Below are 17,786 nucleotides of genomic sequence, written 5' to 3' on the forward strand. Positions count from 1 at the left end.
AACGCCCGGGCGCTTTCGCCCGGGCGTTGTTATTTCTACCGTTTGAAAAAGGAATCGCCCGTATGTTGGACGCCACGCTTAAAACTCAGTTGAAAGCCTACCTGGAACGGGTCACTCAGCCGATCGAGATCGTTGCTTCCCTCGATGACGGCGCGAAGTCCCGCGAATTGCGCGACCTGCTGGTGGAAATCGCCGGCCTGTCGAACCTGATTACCCTGCGTGAAGATGGCAGCGACGCCCGTCGCCCGTCGTTCTCGCTCAATCGCCCTGGCGCTGACATCAGCCTGCGCTTTGCCGGCATCCCCATGGGCCACGAGTTCACCTCGCTGGTGCTCGCCCTGCTGCAGGTCGGCGGTCATCCGTCCAAGGCCAGCCTGGAGGTGATCGAGCAGATCAGCGCGCTCAAGGGTGAGTTCAACTTTGAAACCTACTTCTCGCTGTCGTGCCAGAACTGCCCGGACGTGGTCCAGGCGCTGAACCTGATGGCGGTGCTCAACCCCAACATTCGCCACGTCGCCATCGACGGTGCGCTGTTCCAGGCCGAAGTCGAGCGCCGCAAGGTCATGGCCGTGCCCAGCGTCTACCTCAACGGCGAAGTGTTCGGCCAGGGCCGCATGGGCCTGGAAGAAATCCTCGCCAAGCTCGACACCAGCGCCGGCGAGCGTCAGGCCGAGAAGATCAACGCCAAGGATGCCTTTGACGTGCTGGTGGTCGGTGGCGGCCCGGCGGGCGCCGCAGCGGCGATCTATGCTGCGCGCAAAGGCATTCGCACCGGCGTTGCCGCCGAGCGTTTCGGCGGCCAGGTACTCGACACCATGGCCATCGAGAACTTCATCTCGGTGCAGGAAACCGAAGGGCCGAAGCTGGCCATGGCCCTTGAAGAACACGTCAAGCAGTACGACGTCGATATCATCAACCTGCAGCGCGGTGAAGCCTTGATTCCGGCCACCGACAGCGGCCTGCACGAAGTGCGCCTGGCCAGTGGTGCCTCGCTCAAGGCCAAGACTGTGATCCTCGCCACCGGTGCACGCTGGCGCGAAATGAACGTACCCGGCGAGCAGCAATACCGCAGCCGCGGCGTTGCCTACTGCCCGCACTGCGATGGCCCGCTGTTCAAGGGCAAGCGCGTGGCGGTGATCGGTGGCGGCAACTCGGGTGTGGAAGCGGCCATTGACCTTGCCGGTATCGTCGCCCAGGTGACCCTGATCGAGTTCGACAGCCAGTTGCGTGCCGACGCCGTGCTGCAGCGCAAGCTGCACAGCTTGCCGAACGTCAAGGTGATCACCAGTGCGCTGACCACCGAGGTGCTCGGTGATGGCGAGAAGGTCAACGGCCTGCGCTACAAGGACCGCAACAGCGATGAGCTGCATGACCTGGCGCTGGAAGGGATCTTCGTGCAGATCGGCCTGCTGCCCAACACCGACTGGCTCAAAGGCACGGTCGAGCTGACCCCGCGCGGCGAGATCATCGTCGATGCCCGTGGCCAGACCAACCTGCCGGGCGTGTTCGCCGCCGGTGACGTGACCACCGTGCCATACAAGCAGATCGTGATTGCCGTGGGCGAGGGCGCCAAGGCTTCGTTGGCGGCCTTCGATCACCTGATTCGCACCTCGGCGCCAGCCTGACCGGCCTTATCGCGGGGCGAGCCCGCTCCTACAGACCAGGTAGGAGCGGGCTTGCCCCGCGATGGTTTCAATGCGCCAGCCCGGTGTCGGGAACACCGGCCATTCCAGCGGCGCTGTGACAAGAGTCTGCAAGCTACCGGCTATCACCCGGCATCGGTGTGCGGGCGCCGATGGCCGAGCCAGAGCGCTCGCGGTCCAGTGTCTATAGTGAAGTAGTGTGTTTCAGCGGGAGCCATTGCCATGCAATTGATCAGTCGCGAGCCCTGGTGGCGCAATCCGCCCAAGCCTGGTCAGCGGGAGCAGGATCTGGAATGGGGGTATCTGGAAATCTACAAGGATGGCCGCGCCGTGTTCGTCGAGCAGCGACCTACCGACCAGGAACTGGCCGAGCGCAAAAGCTGCCGCAACTTTCCCGAGGCTGAGGAGTAAGCTATAGGGTATGGCGTAATACACATCTACCTGGGGCGGGAGCATGCAATGAAGGCCTGCTGGATTGCCCATGTCGAGGTCAGCGACCCTGAGCGGTATCAGCAGTACATCCAGCGGGCACTGGCGGCCCTTGCAGCCTTCCCCGCTATGCCGAGATCGTCATCACCGGGGGCTAAAGCGATCAAGTCGGCGCAGCGGGCTTGAGGCAGGCTGGACAGTCAGCCCAAGGAGATGACCATGATCCGCCTGACCCTGTCCGAAGCCCATTCGCTGGCCTTTTCGATCCTTTTGCACAACGGCTTTGACGCCGACCATGCCCGGGCGGTGAGCGATACCATCGTCGCCGGCGAGCGCGATGGCTGCGCCTCCCATGGCCTGTACCGGGTGCTGGGCTGCGTCGGCTCGCTCAAGGCCGGCAAAGTGGTTGCCGATGCCCGCCCCGAAGTCATCGACCAAGCGCCGTCGATCGTGCGCGTGGATGCCGGCGGCGGCTTCTCTCAGCTGGCATTCCAGGCCGGCTTGCCGTTGTTGCAAGCCAAGGCCCAACGCAACGGCATCGCCGCCCTGGCGATCAACCGCTGTGTGCACTTTTCGGCCTTGTGGGTCGAGATCGAGCAGCTGGCCGAGGCCGGCCTGGTGGCCCTGGCATTCACCCCCAGCCATGCCTGGGTGGCGCCTGCCGGTGGCCATCGGCCGGTGTTCGGCACCAACCCCATTGCCTTCGGCTGGCCGAGGGCGGGCACGCATCCGTATGTCTTTGACTTCGCTACCAGCGCCATCGCCCGTGGCGACATCGAGCTGCATCGGCGTGCCGGCAAGGCGATTCCCGAAGGCTGGGGCGTGGATGAGCACGGCCAGCCCAGCACCGACCCCAACGTGGTGCTGGACCGTGGCGCCATGCTCACCTTCGGCGGGCACAAGGGCTCGGCGCTGGCGGCGATGGTCGAACTGATCGCCGGGCCGTTGATCGGCGACCTGACCAGTGCCGAATCACTGGCCCATGCCGACGGCAGCAAATCCTCGCCTTATCATGGTGAGTTGCTGATTGCCCTGGACCCGCGCAGGTTTTTGGGTGACGCCGCCGATCAGCACCTGGCCCGGGCCGAGGTGGTATTCGAGAGCATCGAGGGGCAGGGCGCGCGGCTGCCGTCTGCGCGCCGCTATACAGCACGGGCGCGCAGCCTGGTGGAAGGGGTGGAAATCCCGCAGGCCCTGTACAACGATCTCAGGGCGCTGCTGGCCTGAAACCCGCCCTTACAGGGCGGTGCGGCTGCTCTGGCCGTCGACCAGGCGCGCGATGCCCAGCGGGTTGGCGTTCTGCAACGCTGGCGGTAGCAGCGCATCCGGGCAGTTCTGGTAGCACACCGGGCGCAGGAAGCGCTCGATGGCCAGGCTGCCCACCGACGTCCCGCGGGCATCGGAGGTGGCCGGGTAGGGGCCGCCGTGCACCATTGCTTCACAGACTTCGACGCCGGTCGGGTAGCCGTTGAACAGTACCCGGCCGACCTTCTGCTCCAGCAGCGGTAGCAGTTCAGCGTGGCTTTGCAGATCTTCAGCTTCGGCGATCAGGGTAGCGGTGAGCTGACCGTGCAGGCCGTGCAATGCTTGCTGCAACTGCGTGCTGTCGCTCACTTCGACCAGCACGGTGGCCGGCCCGAACACCTCTTCCTGCAACAGCGCATCGCCTTCGAGCAACAGGCTGACATCGGCCTTGAACAGCTGCGCCTGCGCCTGCTTGCCCTGTTGCGGCTGCCCGGCCAGGTGGCTGACGCCAGGGTGAGCGTGCAGCGCCTCGACGCCCTTGGTGTAACTGGCGAGGGTGCCGGCGTTGAGCATGGTCTGTGCCGGTTGTGCGGCCAGTTGCGTGGCCAGTTGTTCGGTCAATGCACTGAATGCCGGCGAGCGCAGGCCGATCACCAGCCCCGGATTGGTACAGAACTGCCCGCAGCCGAGCACCACCGAGGCCGCTAGTTCGCGGGCGATCTGCTCGCTGCGCAGGTTCAGGGCCTGGGGCAGTACCAGCACCGGGTTGATGCTGCTCATTTCGGCGAACACCGGGATCGGTTGTGCCCGTGCCGCCGCCATGTCGCATAACGCACGGCCGCCCTTGAGCGAGCCGGTAAAACCCACCGCCTGGATCGCCGGATGCTTGACCAGCGCTTCGCCGACGCCGGCGCCGTAGATCATGTTGAACACGCCCTTGGGCATGCCGGTCTGTTCGGCCGCGCGGATGATCGCATCGGCCACCCGCTCAGCGGTGGCCATGTGGCCGCTGTGGGCCTTGAACACCACCGGGCAGCCGGCGGCCAGGGCCGCGGCGGTGTCGCCGCCGGCGGTGGAGAAAGCCAGGGGGAAGTTGCTGGCGCCAAACACCGCGACCGGGCCGACGCCCAGGCGGTACTGGCGCAGGTCGGCGCGGGGCAGCGGTTGGCGATCGGGCTGGGCGCGGTCGATGCGTGCGCCGAGAAAGTCACCGCGGCGCAGCACCTGGGCGAACAGGCGCATCTGCCCGCAAGTGCGCCCGCGCTCGCCGAGGATCCGCGCGGCGGGCAGCGCGGTTTCGCCGGTCACCAGGGTGATGAAATCATCCCCCAGGGCCTCCAGTTGCGCGGCAATGGCCTCAAGAAACTGCGCCCGTCGCTCCGGCGACAAACTGCGAAACACCGGGTAGGCCTCGGCCGCCGCCTGGGCAGCGGCATGCACTTCTGCGCCGGTGGCCTGGTGGAATTGATAGGGCAGGGCCTCGCCGCTGGTTGCGTCATGGCTCTGCAGGGTGAGGCTGCCAGCGGCGCTGCGCGCGCCGCCAATGTAGTTGTGGCCGATGATATCCGCCATGGATTACTCCTGAAAAAAAGGTGGGGTCAGGCCAGCGAACTGCCCGGGCGAACTGGCGCCGCTTGCCCGGCGGCGATGCGCGCGGCCGCTTCGGCGTCAACCTGGTGCAGCGACTTGCCGCGGGTCTCGCGGGTCAGGCCAACAGCGACAATCGAGATCAGCGCAGCGCCAACCAGGTACCAGGCAATCGGCGTCGAGCTGTGGAACTCATTGAGCAAACTGATGGCGATCAGCGGCGCCAGGGATCCGGCGAAAATCGGCGCCACCTGGTAGCACAGCGACAGCGCGGTGTAGCGCACATGGGTGGGGAACAGCTCGGCCATCAGCGCCGAGTAGGGCGCGTAGGTCATCGACTCGATGGCCAGGCCCAGGGTGATCGCGGCCATGATCAGCCAGTTGTTGCCGGTGTCCATCAGCGGGAAGCCGATGAAGCCCCAGAAGGCGGTGAGCACCGCGCCGGTCAGGTACACCGGCTTGCGCCCGACCAGGTCGGACAGGTAGCCCATCAGCGGGATCATGAAAAAATGCAGCAGGTGCGCGCCGAACATCAGCAAGAGGATCTGCGAGGTGTCCTTGTGCACTACCAGCTTGAGGTAGGTGATCGAGAAGGTCACCACGGTGTAGTAGAGGATGTTCTCGGCAAAGCGGGCGCCGATGCCTACCAGCACCGCGCGCCAGTGATGGCGCAACACCTCGACCACGCCCAGTTGCTGCTCGGCCTTCTGCGCCTGGCGCGCCTGGGCCTCTTTGAAGATTGGTGCGTCGTCGACGCTGGTGCGGATCCAGTAACCGATCAGCACCACCACCGCCGAGAACCAGAACGCCACGCGCCAGCCCCAGGCCAGGAACTGTTCTTCCGAGAGGTTGCTCGACAACAGCAGCAAGGCCACCGTCGCCACCAGATTACCGGCCGGCACCCCGGCTTGCGGCCAACTGGCCCAGAAGCCGCGACGGTTGTCCGGGCAGTGCTCGGACACCAGCAAAATCGCGCCACCCCATTCGCCGCCGAAGGCAAAACCCTGGATCAGCCGCAGCAGCACCAGCAACACCGGCGCGGCATAGCCGATAGTGTCGAAGCCCGGCAGGCAACCCATCAGGAAGGTGGTGATGCCGACCACCACCAGGCTCAGTTGCAGCAAGCGCTTGCGGCCGAATTTGTCACCGTAGTGACCGAATACCAAACCGCCCAGGGGGCGGGCGAGAAAGCCTACCGCGTACAGGGCGAAGGCGGCGATGATGCCGTCGACGGGGCTGTCGGTCTGGCGGAAGAACAACTGGCCGAAGACCAGTGCCGAGGCGGTGCCGTAAAGGAAGAATTCATACCATTCGGCGACGGTGCCGGCCATGGCTGCGGCGACGACTCGTTTCAAGCCCGAAGGGCTGGTTGCGCTGGAGGGGTGACTGGACATGCTGGCGTTTCCTGTATGGGCGCAAAACAGGCAGGCCGGTCTCCGTGGGCGGAGCCGGCCCGGCAATCACTCAGAGGCCGACGTCCGGCAGCTGCGGACGGTTGGCCAGGGCCTTGGCCATGATCTGCTCGACATAGACCCGATCACTTTCCGGCAGGGCCAGGCGTGGCGGACGGGTCAGGGCGCTGCCGCGACCGGCGATGGCTTCGCACAGCTTGATGCACTGCACAAGGTCGGCGCGGGCATCCAGGTGCAGGATCGGCATCAGCCATTCGTAGATCGGCATGGCCTCGGCGAAGCGCCCGGCCTTGGCCAGGCGGAAGATCGTCTCGCCCTCTTTGGGGAACACGTTGGACATGCCCGAGACCCAGCCCTGGGCGCCGACCGCGATGCTTTCCAGGACCACGTCGTCGAGGCCGGCGAACAGCACGAAGCGGTCGCCCACTTCATTGCGCACGTCGATGAAGCGACGGGTGTCGCCGGAGGAGTCCTTGAAGCACACCACGTTGTCGCAGTCGGCCAGGGAAATCAGGATGTCCGGGGTGACGTCGTTTTTGTAGATCGGCGGGTTGTTGTAGACCATCAGCGGCACGTCGGTGTGCTTGGCCACGTAACGGTAGTGCTCGGCGGTCTCGAACGGCTTGGAGCCATAGACCAGCGCCGGCATCAGCATCACCCCGTCGACGCCGACCTGGCGCACCGCATTGGCCACCTTGGCGGCCTGCACGCTGGTGAACTCGGCCACGCCGCAGATCACCGGAACCCGGCCGCGCGAGGCATCGACGGCGACTTCGGTGACGGCGATTTTCTCTTCGGCGCTCAGCGAGGTGTTCTCGCCCACCGAGCCACACACCACCAGGCCCGAGACGCCGTCGCGGATCACGTTGGAAATCACCTCGTGGGTCTTTTCCAGGTTGATCGAGAAGTCATCGTTGAATTGAGTGGTGACCGCAGGGAAGACGCCGCTCCAGTTTACGTACTTGCTCATGGTGTTCTCCGGTTGTTTATTGTATTTCGTATACGATATTTGAAGTGTTTGAGGTGGACCAGTGTTTTTTCACTTCGTTTACCGGTCGGTTTTCAAGGGTGTTTGCAAATCAACGACTTAGCGTTCAGGCGCCGGGCCAGGTGTCCGACAACCGGTAGCCTTGTGGCCAGGGGTCGCTGGGGTCGAGCAGCAATTGATGGGTGCCGGTGATCCAGGCGCGGCCGGAAATGCACGGGTAGATGGCCGGGCGGCCGGCGATTTCGGTCAGTGATTCGATGCGGCAGTCGAAGCGCGAGCCGATGATCGAGCGGCCAATGAACCGCTCGCCGACTTTCATCAGGCCTTTGGCCTGCAACACCGCCATGCGCGCTGAACAGCCGGTGCCGCAGGGCGATCGATCGATCTTGCCGGGGCGGATCACCACCGCGTTGGCGCCGCTGGCAACGCCGTCCTCATACTCGATGGGCGCGGCGATCTGGCAGAAGGAAATGTGCGCCCAGTCCGGATTCAGCGGGTGGCTGAAACCCAGTTGCTGGTTGGCGGCCTGGGTGATCTTCAGGCCGACCTCGACGATATCTTTGGCTTCGTCCGGGCGGATGGCAAAGCCCAGTTGCCGGGCATCGGCAATCACGAAGCTGTCGCCGCCGTAGGCCGTGTCGACCTGCAGCGAGCCCAGGCCTTCGACCTCGATCCAGGCGTCGAGGCGGTCGGCAAAGGACGGCACGTTCTTCACTTCCACCCGTTCGACCTTGCCGTCCCGGCATTGGGCGACCGCTTCGATCAGGCCGCCCGGGGCTTCGAGCACCAGGCGCGTCTCGGGCTCGGTCATCGGCAGGATGCCGCTGTCGAGCAGCACGGTCGACACGCACAGCGAGTTGGAGCCGGACATCGGCGGAGTGTCGGCCGGCTCCATGATGATCCAGGCCATTTGCGCCCGCGGGTCCTTGGGCGGCACCAGCAGGTTGACGTGGCGGAACACGCCGCCGCGTGGCTCGTTGAGGACGAAGTTGCGCAGGGTCTGGTCGCGGGCGATCCAGCGCGACTGCTCCCAGACCGTGGCGCCGGGGGGCGGGGCGACGCCGCCGACGATGACGTCGCCGACTTCACCTTCGGCGTGGCAGTTGACGATGTGGATGATTTTCGATGAGCGCATTCGCAGGACTCCTTGTGTTGTTAGGGAGGGCCTCATCGCGGGGCAAGCCCGCTCCCACAGGGATAGTAGTGTGGGAGCGGGCTTGACCGGCGATGCTTCTATTTCACTGACTTCAAGAACGCCGCCGTCTCCGGCTGTAACGGATTGCCGATCACCTGGTCGGGCGAGCCGATCTCGTGCACCAGGCCGTTACGGAAGAACGCCACGCGGTCCGACACATCGCGGGCAAAACGGATCTCGTGGGTCACCAGCACCATGGTCATGCCGTCCTCGGCGAGCATGCGCATGGTGTCGAGCACCTCGCCGACCAGTTGCGGGTCGAGTGCCGAGGTGGCCTCGTCGAACAGCATGTAGTCCGGCGACATCGCCAGCGCCCGGGCAATCGCCATGCGTTGCTGCTGGCCGCCCGAGAGCTTGCCGGGGAAGGTCTTGAGCTTGTCGCCCAGGCCGACGTGGGTCAGCTGCTTGACGGCCAGCGCCTCGGCGTCGTGCTTGTCTTTGCCGAGCACTTTGCGCGGCGCGAGCATGACGTTTTCCAGCACGGTCAGGTGCGGGAAGGCGTTCCACTGCTGGAAGACGATGCCGATCTTCTGGCGCAGGCGGTTGAGGTCGGTGGCGCGGTGGTGGACCTCGACGCCGTCGACGCGGATGTTGCCTTTCTGGATCGGCTCCAGGCCGTTGATGCACATCAGCAAGGTCGACTTGCCCGAGCCCGAGCCGCCGATGATCGATACCACTTCGCCCTTGTTCACGGTCAGGCTTACGCCCTTGACCACTTCCAGGTCGCCGAAGGATTTGTGTACGTTCTCGATCTCAATCATTTTCCTGCCACCTTCTTTCCAGACGGGCGCCCAGGCGGGCAACCACCAGGCTCATGACGTAGTAGATGAGGCCTGCGATGCACAGCACCAGCAGGGGTTCCTGAATCCGCGTAACGATGGTCTGCGAAGCGCGCAGCAATTCGACGATGCCGATCCACATCACCAGCGCCGTGTCTTTCATCACCCCCAGGACCAGGTTCAGCCAGCCGGGAAACGCCACCCGGGTGGCCATTGGCAAGACGATCCAGCGCAGGTCCTGCAGGTAGCTCATGCCCAGTGAGCGGCTGGCCCGACGCACGCTCAGCGACACCGCCAGCACGCCGCCGCGGACGATCTCGGTGAAGTACGCGGCGGTGTAGACGCCGAGCACGATGCAGCCGACGCTGAAGGCGCTGATGTCGAGGCCGACGATGCTCTTGAACGAGTTGAACAGCACGAACTGGATCAGCAGCGGCACGCTGCGAAACACATCCAGCACCCACGCCAGTGGCAGGCTCAGCCGTGGCCACAGAGCCCGGGCCAGGCCGAACAGCAAGCCGGCAAAGGTCCCCAGCAAAATCGCCCAGAAGGTCAGCTGCAAGGTGATGCGCGCCCCGTCGAGCAGGAACACAAAGTCGTTCCAGGTAAAACCGGTGGAAAACATGCCGAGCTCCTCAGTAACGGAACAGCCGCCAGGCCATCAGCCGGGCCAGCGCGACGATCGCCTTGGCAATCAGGTAGTACAGCGCCGCCGCCAGGGCGAAGTATTCGAAGGTGCGGAAGGTCTTGACGTTGTAGTCCTGGGTCACGCCGGTGAGGTCGTTGTTCAGGCCGACGATCAACCCCAGCGAGGTCATCAGCACCGCCCAGACCATCTGGTTGGTCAGCGGGTAGAACACCACCCGCAGCAGCTGCGGGATGACGATCATCCGGTAGGTCTGGAAAGCGCTCATGCCCAGCGAACGCGCCGCACGCACTTGCGTAGTCGGCACGGCCTTGAGGCCGCCGCGAAAGTTCTCCGCCAGGTACCCCGCGTTGTTGAAGGTGATGCCCGCCAGCAGGGCGATCCACGAGCTGACGTGCAGGCCCAGCGAGCCGAGGCCGAAGTACAGGATGTAAATCTGGAACAGCGACGGCGTGTTGCGCGCAATCGACACCCAGCCGTTGGCAAAACCGCGCAGCAGCGGTTGCTTGCCTTCGCGCATGACGGTCAGGGCCAGGGCGATCAGCACCCCGAAGATCATCGACAGGGCTGCGGTCTCGAAGGTCACCCAGGCGCCGGCGAGCATGTCGGGCAGCGCGCGCAACGCCGAGCGCCACTGGAAGGTGTAGTCAAAGTCAAACATGCGCGCGGCCCTCCTGGCTCTGGGCCGCTTGCAACCAGGCCGGCAAGCGAGCGCTGGCCTGGCCGCTGCAGGCCGACGCGACGCACTCGGCGAGGCTGGCGAAATGCACCGGGCGGCCGGCCAGGCCCGGCCCGTAGTGGGCATATTTGCCCGAGTTGGTCATCAGCGTACGCGCCGTTGGCGGGATCACCGGCTCACCCAGCATGCACCAGCAGGTGTCGGTCACCAGGGTCACGCCGAAGCGCTCAAGCTCGGCGATGTGCCCGGCGGCGCGGGCCTGTTCGAGCACCGTGCGACCGCAGGTGATGGCCACGACCACCTCCGGGTGTTTGTGCCGGCCCTGGCACAGCTGTGCAAGCGCGGCGAACTCGCTGAAGGAAAAATGCGGGTTGCCCAGCGACACCACATCCACCTGCGGCTCGCGGGCACTGTTGAGCGCGCGCCAGCTGTGCAGCAGGTCCGCCAGTTGGATGCGCTCGGTGGGCAGGCTGGCGCCCGGTTCGAGGACCTGCGCCGGCTCCAGCGCTTCGGGGGTGACCCCGGCGATATGAAACAGCGGCGCCGCCGAGGTGGTGGCAAAGGCGGCGCCGAAGGCCTTGAGGTCGTCCAGGCTCGGCTGCGCCTGTAACAGCCCGTAAACCAGCGGTATCCGCGAACCGGCCAGGGCGCCGATATGGTAGCCGAGCAGCGGGTAGAAGCTGTCGTCCAGTGCCGCCAGCGCCGGCACCTGCACCAACAACTGCGCCTTGCGCTGGCTGTCCAGGTGACAGCCGATGCGCGGCGCGCGGCCGGTCAGGGCGATGCAGATATCCAGGTAGTCGGGGTACTTGAGGGTGCGCGCGCCGAGCACGCTGTTGGCGTAGACCACGGCGTTGGATTCGGCCCAGACGATCTGTTCGCCCTGGCTCGGCGCGCTGTCGAGCAGGTACGGCGCGCAGGTGAAGCTCATCTGCGCACCCATGGCCATGTAAGCATCGCCCAGGGCGCTGGCCGGCTCGCCCAGCGCCGGGTCGATGCCCAGCTCGCGCCAGCGGCGCTGATCGACCGAGATGGCATTGAGGGTGGTCGGCACCCGCACCTTTGCGCCCCAGCGCACCAGCTGTTCGGCAAAGCCGAGGCTGGCGGGGCCGGTGTAGATGCAGCCGTCGATGTGCGCCTGGGTGACGTCCAGCAACTGCTCGGCGCCTTGCAGCTCGGCCATGCGCAAAACGATCTGCATGGCCATTTGCGCCGCCTTGCCGTGCGTGCCGTCGAGCAGCGCCTGGTCCTCGGCTTGCAGCTTCAGGCGGGTGTTGAAAGACTCGGCGCTGTGGTCATACGGCGCGGCCTGCCAGTGATCGGCCGGGGCCTGGGGATACAGGCTCAGGCAATCGCCTTCGACCCTTGCCCAGCCTGCACCGGGCAAACTGGCGAAGGCCTGCTTGCCGATGCACAGCACCGGCAGGGAGCGCTGGAACAGGGTCTGCGCGACCAGCACGCCGAGGGTCAGGATCTCGTCGGCCTCGGCCAGCACCAGTGCCGCCGGTGCGTGGCCGTTGCTGATCAGTTCCATCATCACGCTGCTGCCGGTGCACGAGCCGCGCCCGCTGGGGATCGCCAGCACACGCCCGGCGATGCACTGGCCACTCAGTGGATGATGACGGTCGATGACTTCGCCGCTGGCGGCGTCGACCCCGCCCCAGAAGCTCAACCCGGTATCGGCGAACAGCAAGGGGCCCTGGGCCGCGCCCGCGACCAGGCTGCGCCCGGCCTGGGGGATCGGTGTGCTGGTCATGCTGCCCACCTCAGTAGTAGACCTGTGGCACGGTCAGGTCGGTCGGGGCGATTTCGGTGCCGACCCACTTGGTGAACAGCTCCTTGTAGCGCCCGGTGCGCACCTGCTGGTTGACGAACAGGTCGAGGTAGCGCAGCAGGCCATACTCGTTGCGCTTGGCGCCCAGCGACACGTAATCGATCACGTAAGGGGCATTGCCGGCGACCTTGAGGTTCTTGTACTTGCCGGACTTGAGGGTGGCGGCGGCGACGGTGTTGGTGACCACGGTGGCGTCGATGTGCCCCTGGGCGACCGCCAGCAGGGTATCGTTCTGCGACTGGTAGGCCCGGAAGGTGCCGCTGCCCCAACTCTTTACGTCTTTTTCCAGGGCAATGGCTTCATAGGTGCCGCTGGTGTTGCCCAGCGCCTTGCCCTTGAGGTCGTCGAAGCTGTTGATGCCGGTGTTGTCGCGGGTCAGCACGACCATCTGGAAGGCAAAGTAGGGCACGGTCAGGCCGACGGTCTTGGCCCGTTCGAGGGTGTCGGAGGTGGACGCGACGATCACGTCGGCACGGCCCGAAACCAGCGCCGGAATGCGGTCGGGAAAGGGCGTTTCGACCACTTCCGGCTCAACCCCGAGCACCTTGGCCAGGTCGCTGCAGTAGTCGACGTCGAAGCCGGCGGGCTTATTGCCCTCATCGCGAAAACCCATCGGTGGGAAGTCCAGGGTCACGGCGCAGCGCAGCTTGCCGGAGCCGATGATGTCATCGAGCTTGTCAGCCTGGGCGTTGGCGATAAAGGTGGTACTGAGAACAGCGCTGAGGGCTACGGCAAATGTGCGGTTTTTCATAGAGGCCTCGGGTTGGGAGCGTGCTGTTAAATATCGTATTGGTAATTTCGTATACGATATTTTATAGTGCAATGGCCGTGCCTGTTTTGTCGCCGATGTAGGAATAATCTTTCGGCCCGTGGGCTAGGGCGCTCGAAGCAAACAAGGGCAGTTGGGGTGCTGCAGCAGGGGAGCGGGGCAGGTGTTACATATCGGAGCACTGCCTGTGCGCAGCGCCCGATAAAGGAACACTTAGCGCTGGCTGTCGCGGTACTGGCTCGGTGAGAGCCCGGTGAGGGCGCGGAACTGGCGGCTGAAGGCGCTGTGATCGGTGTAACCGCAGCGCAGGGCGATCTCGGTGATCGGCAGGTCGAGCTCCTGCAGCAGGCGCGAGGCTTCTTCGAGGCGCGCCTTGTGAATCATCTGTCGCGGCGTGAGCTGGAAGATGCGCTTGCAGTGGCGCTCCAGCTGCGCCACCGACAGCCCGGCGATGGCGGTCAGCTCTGCAAGGCTGATGGGGCGGGTGAAGTGGGCGCGGATATGTGCATCGACGGCAGCGAGCTTGTGGAACGCCGGGTGGTTGGACTGGGGCAGTTGCAGGTCGCGGGAAATGCCGGCGAGGCCGACGATAGTGCCCTCGGCGTCCTTGAGTGGCCGTTTGTGGGTCAGGCACCAGATCGGCTGGTTGCCGAAGTAAAGGTGCAGCTCAAGCTGGTCGGCCAGTTCCCGGCCACTGCTGAGCACGCGGCGGTCCTGCTCGGTGTAGAGCGGGCCGAAGCGGGCGGGGAACACATGCTCGGCGGTAAGCCCAAGCAAGTCTTCGCGGTGCTTGCGCCCGCAGCGCCGGGCCAGGGTCTGGTTGACGAAGGCGTAGCGCGCCTCGCAATCCTTGATGAAGAACACCACGTCGTTGAGGGTGTCGAGCAGCGGTGCAATCGGCTGCAGGCTGCTGAGCAGGGTCGGCAGGTCGCAGGGCGCGAAGTGGTTGAGCGTGGCGTGCATGGCGCTGACGTTCCGGGGGCGACCGTCGGGATCATAGAGCGCCCCCGGTGTTTACCTCAAGTGTCGCTCTCAAGGTGCAGCAGGGTGTCGATGCGCGCCGGGCTGAATGGCGGGCGCGGTGCCGAGGGCTGCCAGCCGAACAGGTGGGCGGTGGCCGCACCGCACACCCGGCCCTGGCAGGCGCCCATGCCGCAACGGCTGGCCAGCTTGGCCTGGCGCCAGTCGCTGTGCCCGGCGAGGGCGGCATAGGGCACGTCTTCGCAGCGGCACACCAGGGTGTCGGCGGTTGCCAGCGACTTCAGTGCGGGGTCGAGGGCGAAGGCCGTGTTCAATGCGCGGGCAAAGGCGTGCCAGCGCGCCCGGCGGCGCCACAGCCGCTGCGCCGCCTGGCGATTGCCGGTGGCGCTAAGACCGGCAATAGCGCCTTCAACCAGAGCGCGCTCGCTGCCACCGAAACCTGTGCATTCGCCTGCCGCGTAAACGCCGGGTTGCGAAGTCGCCTGCCAGGCATCGACGGCAAGCGCCTGTTGCTCCACGGCGCAGCCCAGGGCCTGGCCCAACTGGATGTTGGGGATCAGGCCGAAGCCGCAAGCCAGCCGATCGCAGGCAATTTCAACCACCTGGCCGTGCTGCTGCAGGCGCACGCCTTCGAGCCGGTCGGTGCCCAGCGCGGCCAGCACATGGCTGGCGCTACGGTACTGGCGGTCGAACAGGCTAAACGATTGCAGCAGCTTGTGCGGCCAGCGCGGCAACTGTGCGGCAAAGCCGCTGACGGCCGCAAGCGAGGCCTGCTCGGCGATGCGCAGTACCCGCGCGCCATTGGCCTTGGCGGTGGCGGCGCTGGCCAGCAGCAAGGGGCCGCTGCCGGCGATGACGATACGCTCGTCGCGTACCGGCATCCCGCCCTTGATCAGCGCCTGCAAGCCACCGGCACCGGTCACCCCAGGCAGCGTCCAGCCAGGGAAGGGCAGCAGCAGTTCACGGGCGCCGGTACAGAGGATCAAGCGCTCGTAGTGGATTTGCCAGCCGCGTTCGGTGTTCTCCACCAGCAGGCTGTTGGGGCCGGCGTTGGCGATCACCCGCGTGCCGCTGTGCCAGTGCACATTGGCGCAGGCCAGCACCTGCTCGCGCAGCCGGCGCGCCTGCTTGGGCAGCTTGGCCTGCGGCCCGTCGCGCCAGATCTGCCCGCCCGGCAGCGGGTTGTCGTCGAGCAGCACGATGCGCGCGGCCCGCGGCGCGGCGGCCAGTGCCGCAGCCAGCCCGGCGGGGCCGGCGCCAATGATCAGCAAGTTGGTGTGTTCGTTCATGCGCGGGTCTCCACCTGCATGCCGTCACGGCACAGGGCCTGGCAGGCCAGGCGCCGGCGGCCGTCGATGGTCACCCGGCACTCCTGGCAAATGCCCATGCCGCACAGCGGGGCGCGGCGCTGGCCGCTGACCGAAGTGCGCGAGCAGCCATCGCCGCCCAGGGCCAGAGCAGCAGCAACGCTGGTGCCGTCGGCCACGCGTAGCGGGCGGCCATCGAGGGTCAGGTCAGGCATGGGCGAGGGCTCCGAGAAAGCGATCTGGCAGGTAAGGGCTGGCCGCCAGCGGCGGCGTTTGGTCAAACAGCTGCGCGCTCAAGAGGTCGGCGGTCGCCGGCGCCGTGGTCACGCCCAGCCCTTCATGACCGACCGCCAGCCACAGGCCATCCTGCTGCGGATGGCGGCCCACCAGCGGCAGGCCGTCGGGGCTGGCGGCGCGAAAGCCGGTCCAGGCGCGGATGCCGTTCAGATTTGCCAGGTCCGGCATGTACTCGGTTGCGCGCTTGAGCATGCGCGCCAGCATCCAGCCTTCCACGGCCGGGTCAGTGGTGCCGAACTGGCGCGAGGCGCCGATGAACAGCTGGCCGGTCGGCCGTGGCTGGATATTGCAGGCAGTCGACGGCCCGCTGGCGTTGTGGGCGCTGGTCACGTAGCCCAGCTCCACCAGGGTATGGGTGACGGTGCCGGGGTAGCGATCGGTGATCAGCAGGTGGCCTTTCTTCGGCTCGATCGGCAGCTCCGGGCACAGCTGCGTGGCCTGGATGCCGTTAGCCAGCACCACGGCCTCGGCGCTCAGCCACTGGCCGCTGTCGAGGCGCACACGGTTGCCCTCTACTGCGCTGACCCGCGCCCGACGCTGTTCGATCCCTGCTGTTTGCAGCATCCAGCCGGCAGTGGCCGGGGCATAGAGAATACCGTCGCCGTTGATCAGCAGACCGCCTTCGAGCCCCTCGCGCAGCGCCGGTTCGCGCTGGCGCAGGGCGTGCCCGGCGACCAATTCGCAGGCCACCCCCTGTGCTTGCAGGAGGTTGAATTTGTGTTCGGCCACGGCCATTTCTTCGGTGTTGGCCGCCAGCCACAGGGTGCCGTTGCTGCGATAGGCGCAGGCCTCGGGGAGTTGCGGGGCCAGTTCGCGCCAGCGTTGTAGCGAATACTGGCTGAGCGCAAGCTCCGCGGGATTGTCGTCGAGCACCAGCAAATGGCCCATGCCGGCGGCCGTGGCGCCGTGCAGCCCGGCATCGAGTACCAGTACTTGCAGCCCGCGCGCGGCCAGCGCCTGCGCGCAGGCGGCGCCGATGATTCCGGCGCCGATGACGATGACATCGGCCACGGCACCCCGGCTCACGGGCGAATGCCCCAGGCGAACGGGTCGTCCTCCTCGATGATCAGCGTGGCTTCGGCGCTAATGTGCGCGCGGCCGCGAATGGTCGGGATGATGCGTTGGCCGTCGGCCTCGAACGAGCCCTCGAAGGTGCTGCCGATCACGCTGGCCTGGCGCCAGGTCTGCCCGGGTTGCAGTTTGCCGTCGGCAGCCAGGCAGGCGAGCTTGGCGCTGGTGCCGGTGCCGCAGGGCGAGCGGTCGTAGGCTATGCCGGGGCACAGCACGAAGTTGCGGCTGTCGGCGTCGGGGTCGTCGGCGAACAGCTCGATATGGTCAATCAGGCCGCCGTCTTCACCGCGAATGCCTTGCTCTTCCAGGGCCTGTTGCACGGCGTAGGTATAGGCCGTCAGCGCCTCGATGTTGTCACCGGCGACCTCCAGGCCGTGGTCGGCGATCAAAAAGAACCAGTTACCGCCCCAGGCCACATCGCCCACTACCTTGCCGATGCCGGGCACCTCCAGCGCCAGGTCCTTGCGGTAGCGGTAGGCCGGCACGTTGCGCACGCTGACCGAGCGGTCCTCGTGCAGGGTCGCCTGCACGGTGCCGACCGGGGTTTCGATGCGGTGCACGCCCGGGCCGATCCTGCCCAGGTGCGCCAGCGACACCACCAGGCCGATGGTGCCGTGGCCGCACATGCCCAGGTAGCCGGTGTTGTTGAAGAAGATCACCCCGGCGCAGGCGCTGGGGTCCACCGGCTCGCACAGCAGCGCGCCGACCAGCACATCGCTGCCGCGCGGCTCCAGCATGCAGGCAGTGCGCCATTGATCGTGTGCCTCGGCAAGGCGTTGGCGGCGCTGGGCCATGCTGGCGTTGCCAAGGTCGGGGAAGCCGTCGATGACCAGGCGGGTCGGTTCGCCGCCGGTGTGGGAATCGATCACGGTAATGCGTTTCATGGAGGCCGCGTCCGTTCAGGGAAGTGAAGGACAGAGTGGC

At 66.1% G+C, this 17,786-nt stretch carries 17 protein-coding genes and 1 pseudogene; 4 read left to right on the forward strand and 14 right to left on the reverse strand.

Annotated features, from left to right (window positions below; all coding sequences use genetic code 11):
- Window positions 1-62 precede the first annotated feature (62 nt).
- The 4 genes and pseudogenes from ahpF (at window position 63) to LOY37_RS11365 (ending at window position 3,299) form a co-directional block, all read left to right on the forward strand.
- On the forward strand, window positions 63-1,625 hold the full coding sequence (gene ahpF / locus LOY37_RS11350) for an alkyl hydroperoxide reductase subunit F (protein WP_258716911.1): 1,563 nt from the start codon (window positions 63-65) through the stop codon (window positions 1,623-1,625).
- 240 nt (window positions 1,626-1,865) lie between these two features.
- Window positions 1,866-2,054: a hypothetical protein gene (locus LOY37_RS11355; RefSeq protein ID WP_045196737.1), complete on the forward strand. Its 189-nt coding sequence runs from the start codon at window positions 1,866-1,868 to the stop codon at window positions 2,052-2,054.
- A 48-nt stretch (window positions 2,055-2,102) separates the two neighbouring features.
- Window positions 2,103-2,195: pseudogene (locus LOY37_RS11360) on the forward strand (DUF1330 domain-containing protein); the annotation flags it as partial.
- 96 nt (window positions 2,196-2,291) lie between these two features.
- Window positions 2,292-3,299 carry an Ldh family oxidoreductase gene (locus LOY37_RS11365; RefSeq protein WP_093383915.1) on the forward strand — a complete coding sequence of 336 codons (1,008 nt, stop codon included), beginning with the start codon at window positions 2,292-2,294 and terminating at the stop codon, window positions 3,297-3,299.
- 9 nt (window positions 3,300-3,308) lie between these two features.
- Here LOY37_RS11365 and LOY37_RS11370 read toward each other — a convergent pair whose 3' ends face one another.
- From LOY37_RS11370 to LOY37_RS11435, 14 genes are all read right to left on the reverse strand, one after another.
- The gene (locus LOY37_RS11370; protein WP_258716912.1) at window positions 3,309-4,889 is read right to left on the reverse strand and encodes an aldehyde dehydrogenase (NADP(+)); all 1,581 of its coding nucleotides are present in this window, start codon (window positions 4,887-4,889) and stop codon (window positions 3,309-3,311) included.
- A 26-nt stretch (window positions 4,890-4,915) separates the two neighbouring features.
- Window positions 4,916-6,298, reverse strand: a complete 1,383-nt coding sequence (abaF, locus tag LOY37_RS11375) for a fosfomycin efflux MFS transporter AbaF (RefSeq protein WP_258597496.1) — start codon at window positions 6,296-6,298, stop codon at window positions 4,916-4,918.
- Window positions 6,299-6,368: 70 nt separating this feature from the next.
- Complete coding sequence (locus LOY37_RS11380) at window positions 6,369-7,286, reverse strand: dihydrodipicolinate synthase family protein (RefSeq protein ID WP_045196743.1); 918 nt, start codon at window positions 7,284-7,286, stop codon at window positions 6,369-6,371.
- A gap of 124 nt (window positions 7,287-7,410) precedes the next feature.
- Window positions 7,411-8,439: a trans-3-hydroxy-L-proline dehydratase gene (locus LOY37_RS11385; protein ID WP_258716913.1), complete on the reverse strand. Its 1,029-nt coding sequence runs from the start codon at window positions 8,437-8,439 to the stop codon at window positions 7,411-7,413.
- Between the two features lie 98 nt (window positions 8,440-8,537).
- On the reverse strand, window positions 8,538-9,260 hold the full coding sequence (locus LOY37_RS11390; RefSeq protein ID WP_038995715.1) for an amino acid ABC transporter ATP-binding protein: 723 nt from the start codon (window positions 9,258-9,260) through the stop codon (window positions 8,538-8,540).
- Window positions 9,253-9,903: an amino acid ABC transporter permease gene (locus LOY37_RS11395; RefSeq protein WP_045196748.1), complete on the reverse strand. Its 651-nt coding sequence runs from the start codon at window positions 9,901-9,903 to the stop codon at window positions 9,253-9,255. The genes LOY37_RS11390 and LOY37_RS11395 overlap by 8 nt, the downstream gene beginning before the upstream one ends.
- 10 nt (window positions 9,904-9,913) lie before the next feature.
- Window positions 9,914-10,585 (reverse strand): amino acid ABC transporter permease, encoded by a 672-nt coding sequence (locus LOY37_RS11400; RefSeq protein WP_258716914.1) that lies wholly within the window; start codon window positions 10,583-10,585, stop codon window positions 9,914-9,916.
- A complete protein-coding gene (locus tag LOY37_RS11405) occupies window positions 10,578-12,359 on the reverse strand; it encodes an aconitase family protein (protein ID WP_258716915.1) in 1,782 nt (593 codons plus the stop codon). The genes LOY37_RS11400 and LOY37_RS11405 overlap by 8 nt, the downstream gene beginning before the upstream one ends.
- Window positions 12,360-12,369: 10 nt before the next feature.
- The gene (locus LOY37_RS11410; protein WP_045196753.1) at window positions 12,370-13,188 is read right to left on the reverse strand and encodes a transporter substrate-binding domain-containing protein; all 819 of its coding nucleotides are present in this window, start codon (window positions 13,186-13,188) and stop codon (window positions 12,370-12,372) included.
- Between the two features lie 231 nt (window positions 13,189-13,419).
- A complete protein-coding gene (locus LOY37_RS11415; protein ID WP_093383887.1) occupies window positions 13,420-14,169 on the reverse strand; it encodes an AraC family transcriptional regulator in 750 nt (249 codons plus the stop codon).
- A 56-nt stretch (window positions 14,170-14,225) separates the two neighbouring features.
- Window positions 14,226-15,476 carry an FAD/NAD(P)-binding oxidoreductase gene (locus tag LOY37_RS11420; protein WP_258716916.1) on the reverse strand — a complete coding sequence of 417 codons (1,251 nt, stop codon included), beginning with the start codon at window positions 15,474-15,476 and terminating at the stop codon, window positions 14,226-14,228.
- Window positions 15,473-15,709, reverse strand: coding sequence for a (2Fe-2S)-binding protein (locus LOY37_RS11425; RefSeq protein ID WP_258716917.1), 237 nt, complete (start codon window positions 15,707-15,709; stop codon window positions 15,473-15,475). The genes LOY37_RS11420 and LOY37_RS11425 overlap by 4 nt, the downstream gene beginning before the upstream one ends.
- Window positions 15,702-16,817, reverse strand: a complete 1,116-nt coding sequence (locus LOY37_RS11430; protein ID WP_093383877.1) for an FAD-binding oxidoreductase — start codon at window positions 16,815-16,817, stop codon at window positions 15,702-15,704. The genes LOY37_RS11425 and LOY37_RS11430 overlap by 8 nt, the downstream gene beginning before the upstream one ends.
- On the reverse strand, window positions 16,814-17,746 hold the full coding sequence (locus LOY37_RS11435) for a 4-hydroxyproline epimerase (protein ID WP_258716918.1): 933 nt from the start codon (window positions 17,744-17,746) through the stop codon (window positions 16,814-16,816). Before LOY37_RS11435 ends, LOY37_RS11430 begins: the two co-directional genes overlap by 4 nt.
- Window positions 17,747-17,786: the final 40 nt, after the last annotated feature.

Origin of the sequence: Pseudomonas sp. B21-012 (assembly GCF_024749305.1) — a bacterium.
Taxonomy (GTDB): Bacteria; Pseudomonadota; Gammaproteobacteria; order Pseudomonadales; family Pseudomonadaceae; genus Aquipseudomonas.

Bases quoted from the DNA above. Each gene is read 5' to 3' on its own strand.
- ahpF (WP_258716911.1), top strand. From the start codon at position 63: ATGTTGGACGCCACGCTTAAAACTCAGTTGAAAGCCTACCTGGAACGG.
- LOY37_RS11355 (WP_045196737.1), top strand. From the start codon at position 1,866: ATGCAATTGATCAGTCGCGAGCCCTGGTGGCGCAATCCGCCCAAGCCT.
- LOY37_RS11365 (WP_093383915.1), top strand. From the start codon at position 2,292: ATGATCCGCCTGACCCTGTCCGAAGCCCATTCGCTGGCCTTTTCGATC.
- LOY37_RS11370 (WP_258716912.1), bottom strand. From the start codon at position 4,889: ATGGCGGATATCATCGGCCACAACTACATTGGCGGCGCGCGCAGCGCC.
- abaF (WP_258597496.1), bottom strand. From the start codon at position 6,298: ATGTCCAGTCACCCCTCCAGCGCAACCAGCCCTTCGGGCTTGAAACGA.
- LOY37_RS11380 (WP_045196743.1), bottom strand. From the start codon at position 7,286: ATGAGCAAGTACGTAAACTGGAGCGGCGTCTTCCCTGCGGTCACCACT.
- LOY37_RS11385 (WP_258716913.1), bottom strand. From the start codon at position 8,439: ATGCGCTCATCGAAAATCATCCACATCGTCAACTGCCACGCCGAAGGT.
- LOY37_RS11390 (WP_038995715.1), bottom strand. From the start codon at position 9,260: ATGATTGAGATCGAGAACGTACACAAATCCTTCGGCGACCTGGAAGTG.
- LOY37_RS11395 (WP_045196748.1), bottom strand. From the start codon at position 9,903: ATGTTTTCCACCGGTTTTACCTGGAACGACTTTGTGTTCCTGCTCGAC.
- LOY37_RS11400 (WP_258716914.1), bottom strand. From the start codon at position 10,585: ATGTTTGACTTTGACTACACCTTCCAGTGGCGCTCGGCGTTGCGCGCG.
- LOY37_RS11405 (WP_258716915.1), bottom strand. From the start codon at position 12,359: ATGACCAGCACACCGATCCCCCAGGCCGGGCGCAGCCTGGTCGCGGGC.
- LOY37_RS11410 (WP_045196753.1), bottom strand. From the start codon at position 13,188: ATGAAAAACCGCACATTTGCCGTAGCCCTCAGCGCTGTTCTCAGTACC.
- LOY37_RS11415 (WP_093383887.1), bottom strand. From the start codon at position 14,169: ATGCACGCCACGCTCAACCACTTCGCGCCCTGCGACCTGCCGACCCTG.
- LOY37_RS11420 (WP_258716916.1), bottom strand. From the start codon at position 15,476: ATGAACGAACACACCAACTTGCTGATCATTGGCGCCGGCCCCGCCGGG.
- LOY37_RS11425 (WP_258716917.1), bottom strand. From the start codon at position 15,709: ATGCCTGACCTGACCCTCGATGGCCGCCCGCTACGCGTGGCCGACGGC.
- LOY37_RS11435 (WP_258716918.1), bottom strand. From the start codon at position 17,746: ATGAAACGCATTACCGTGATCGATTCCCACACCGGCGGCGAACCGACC.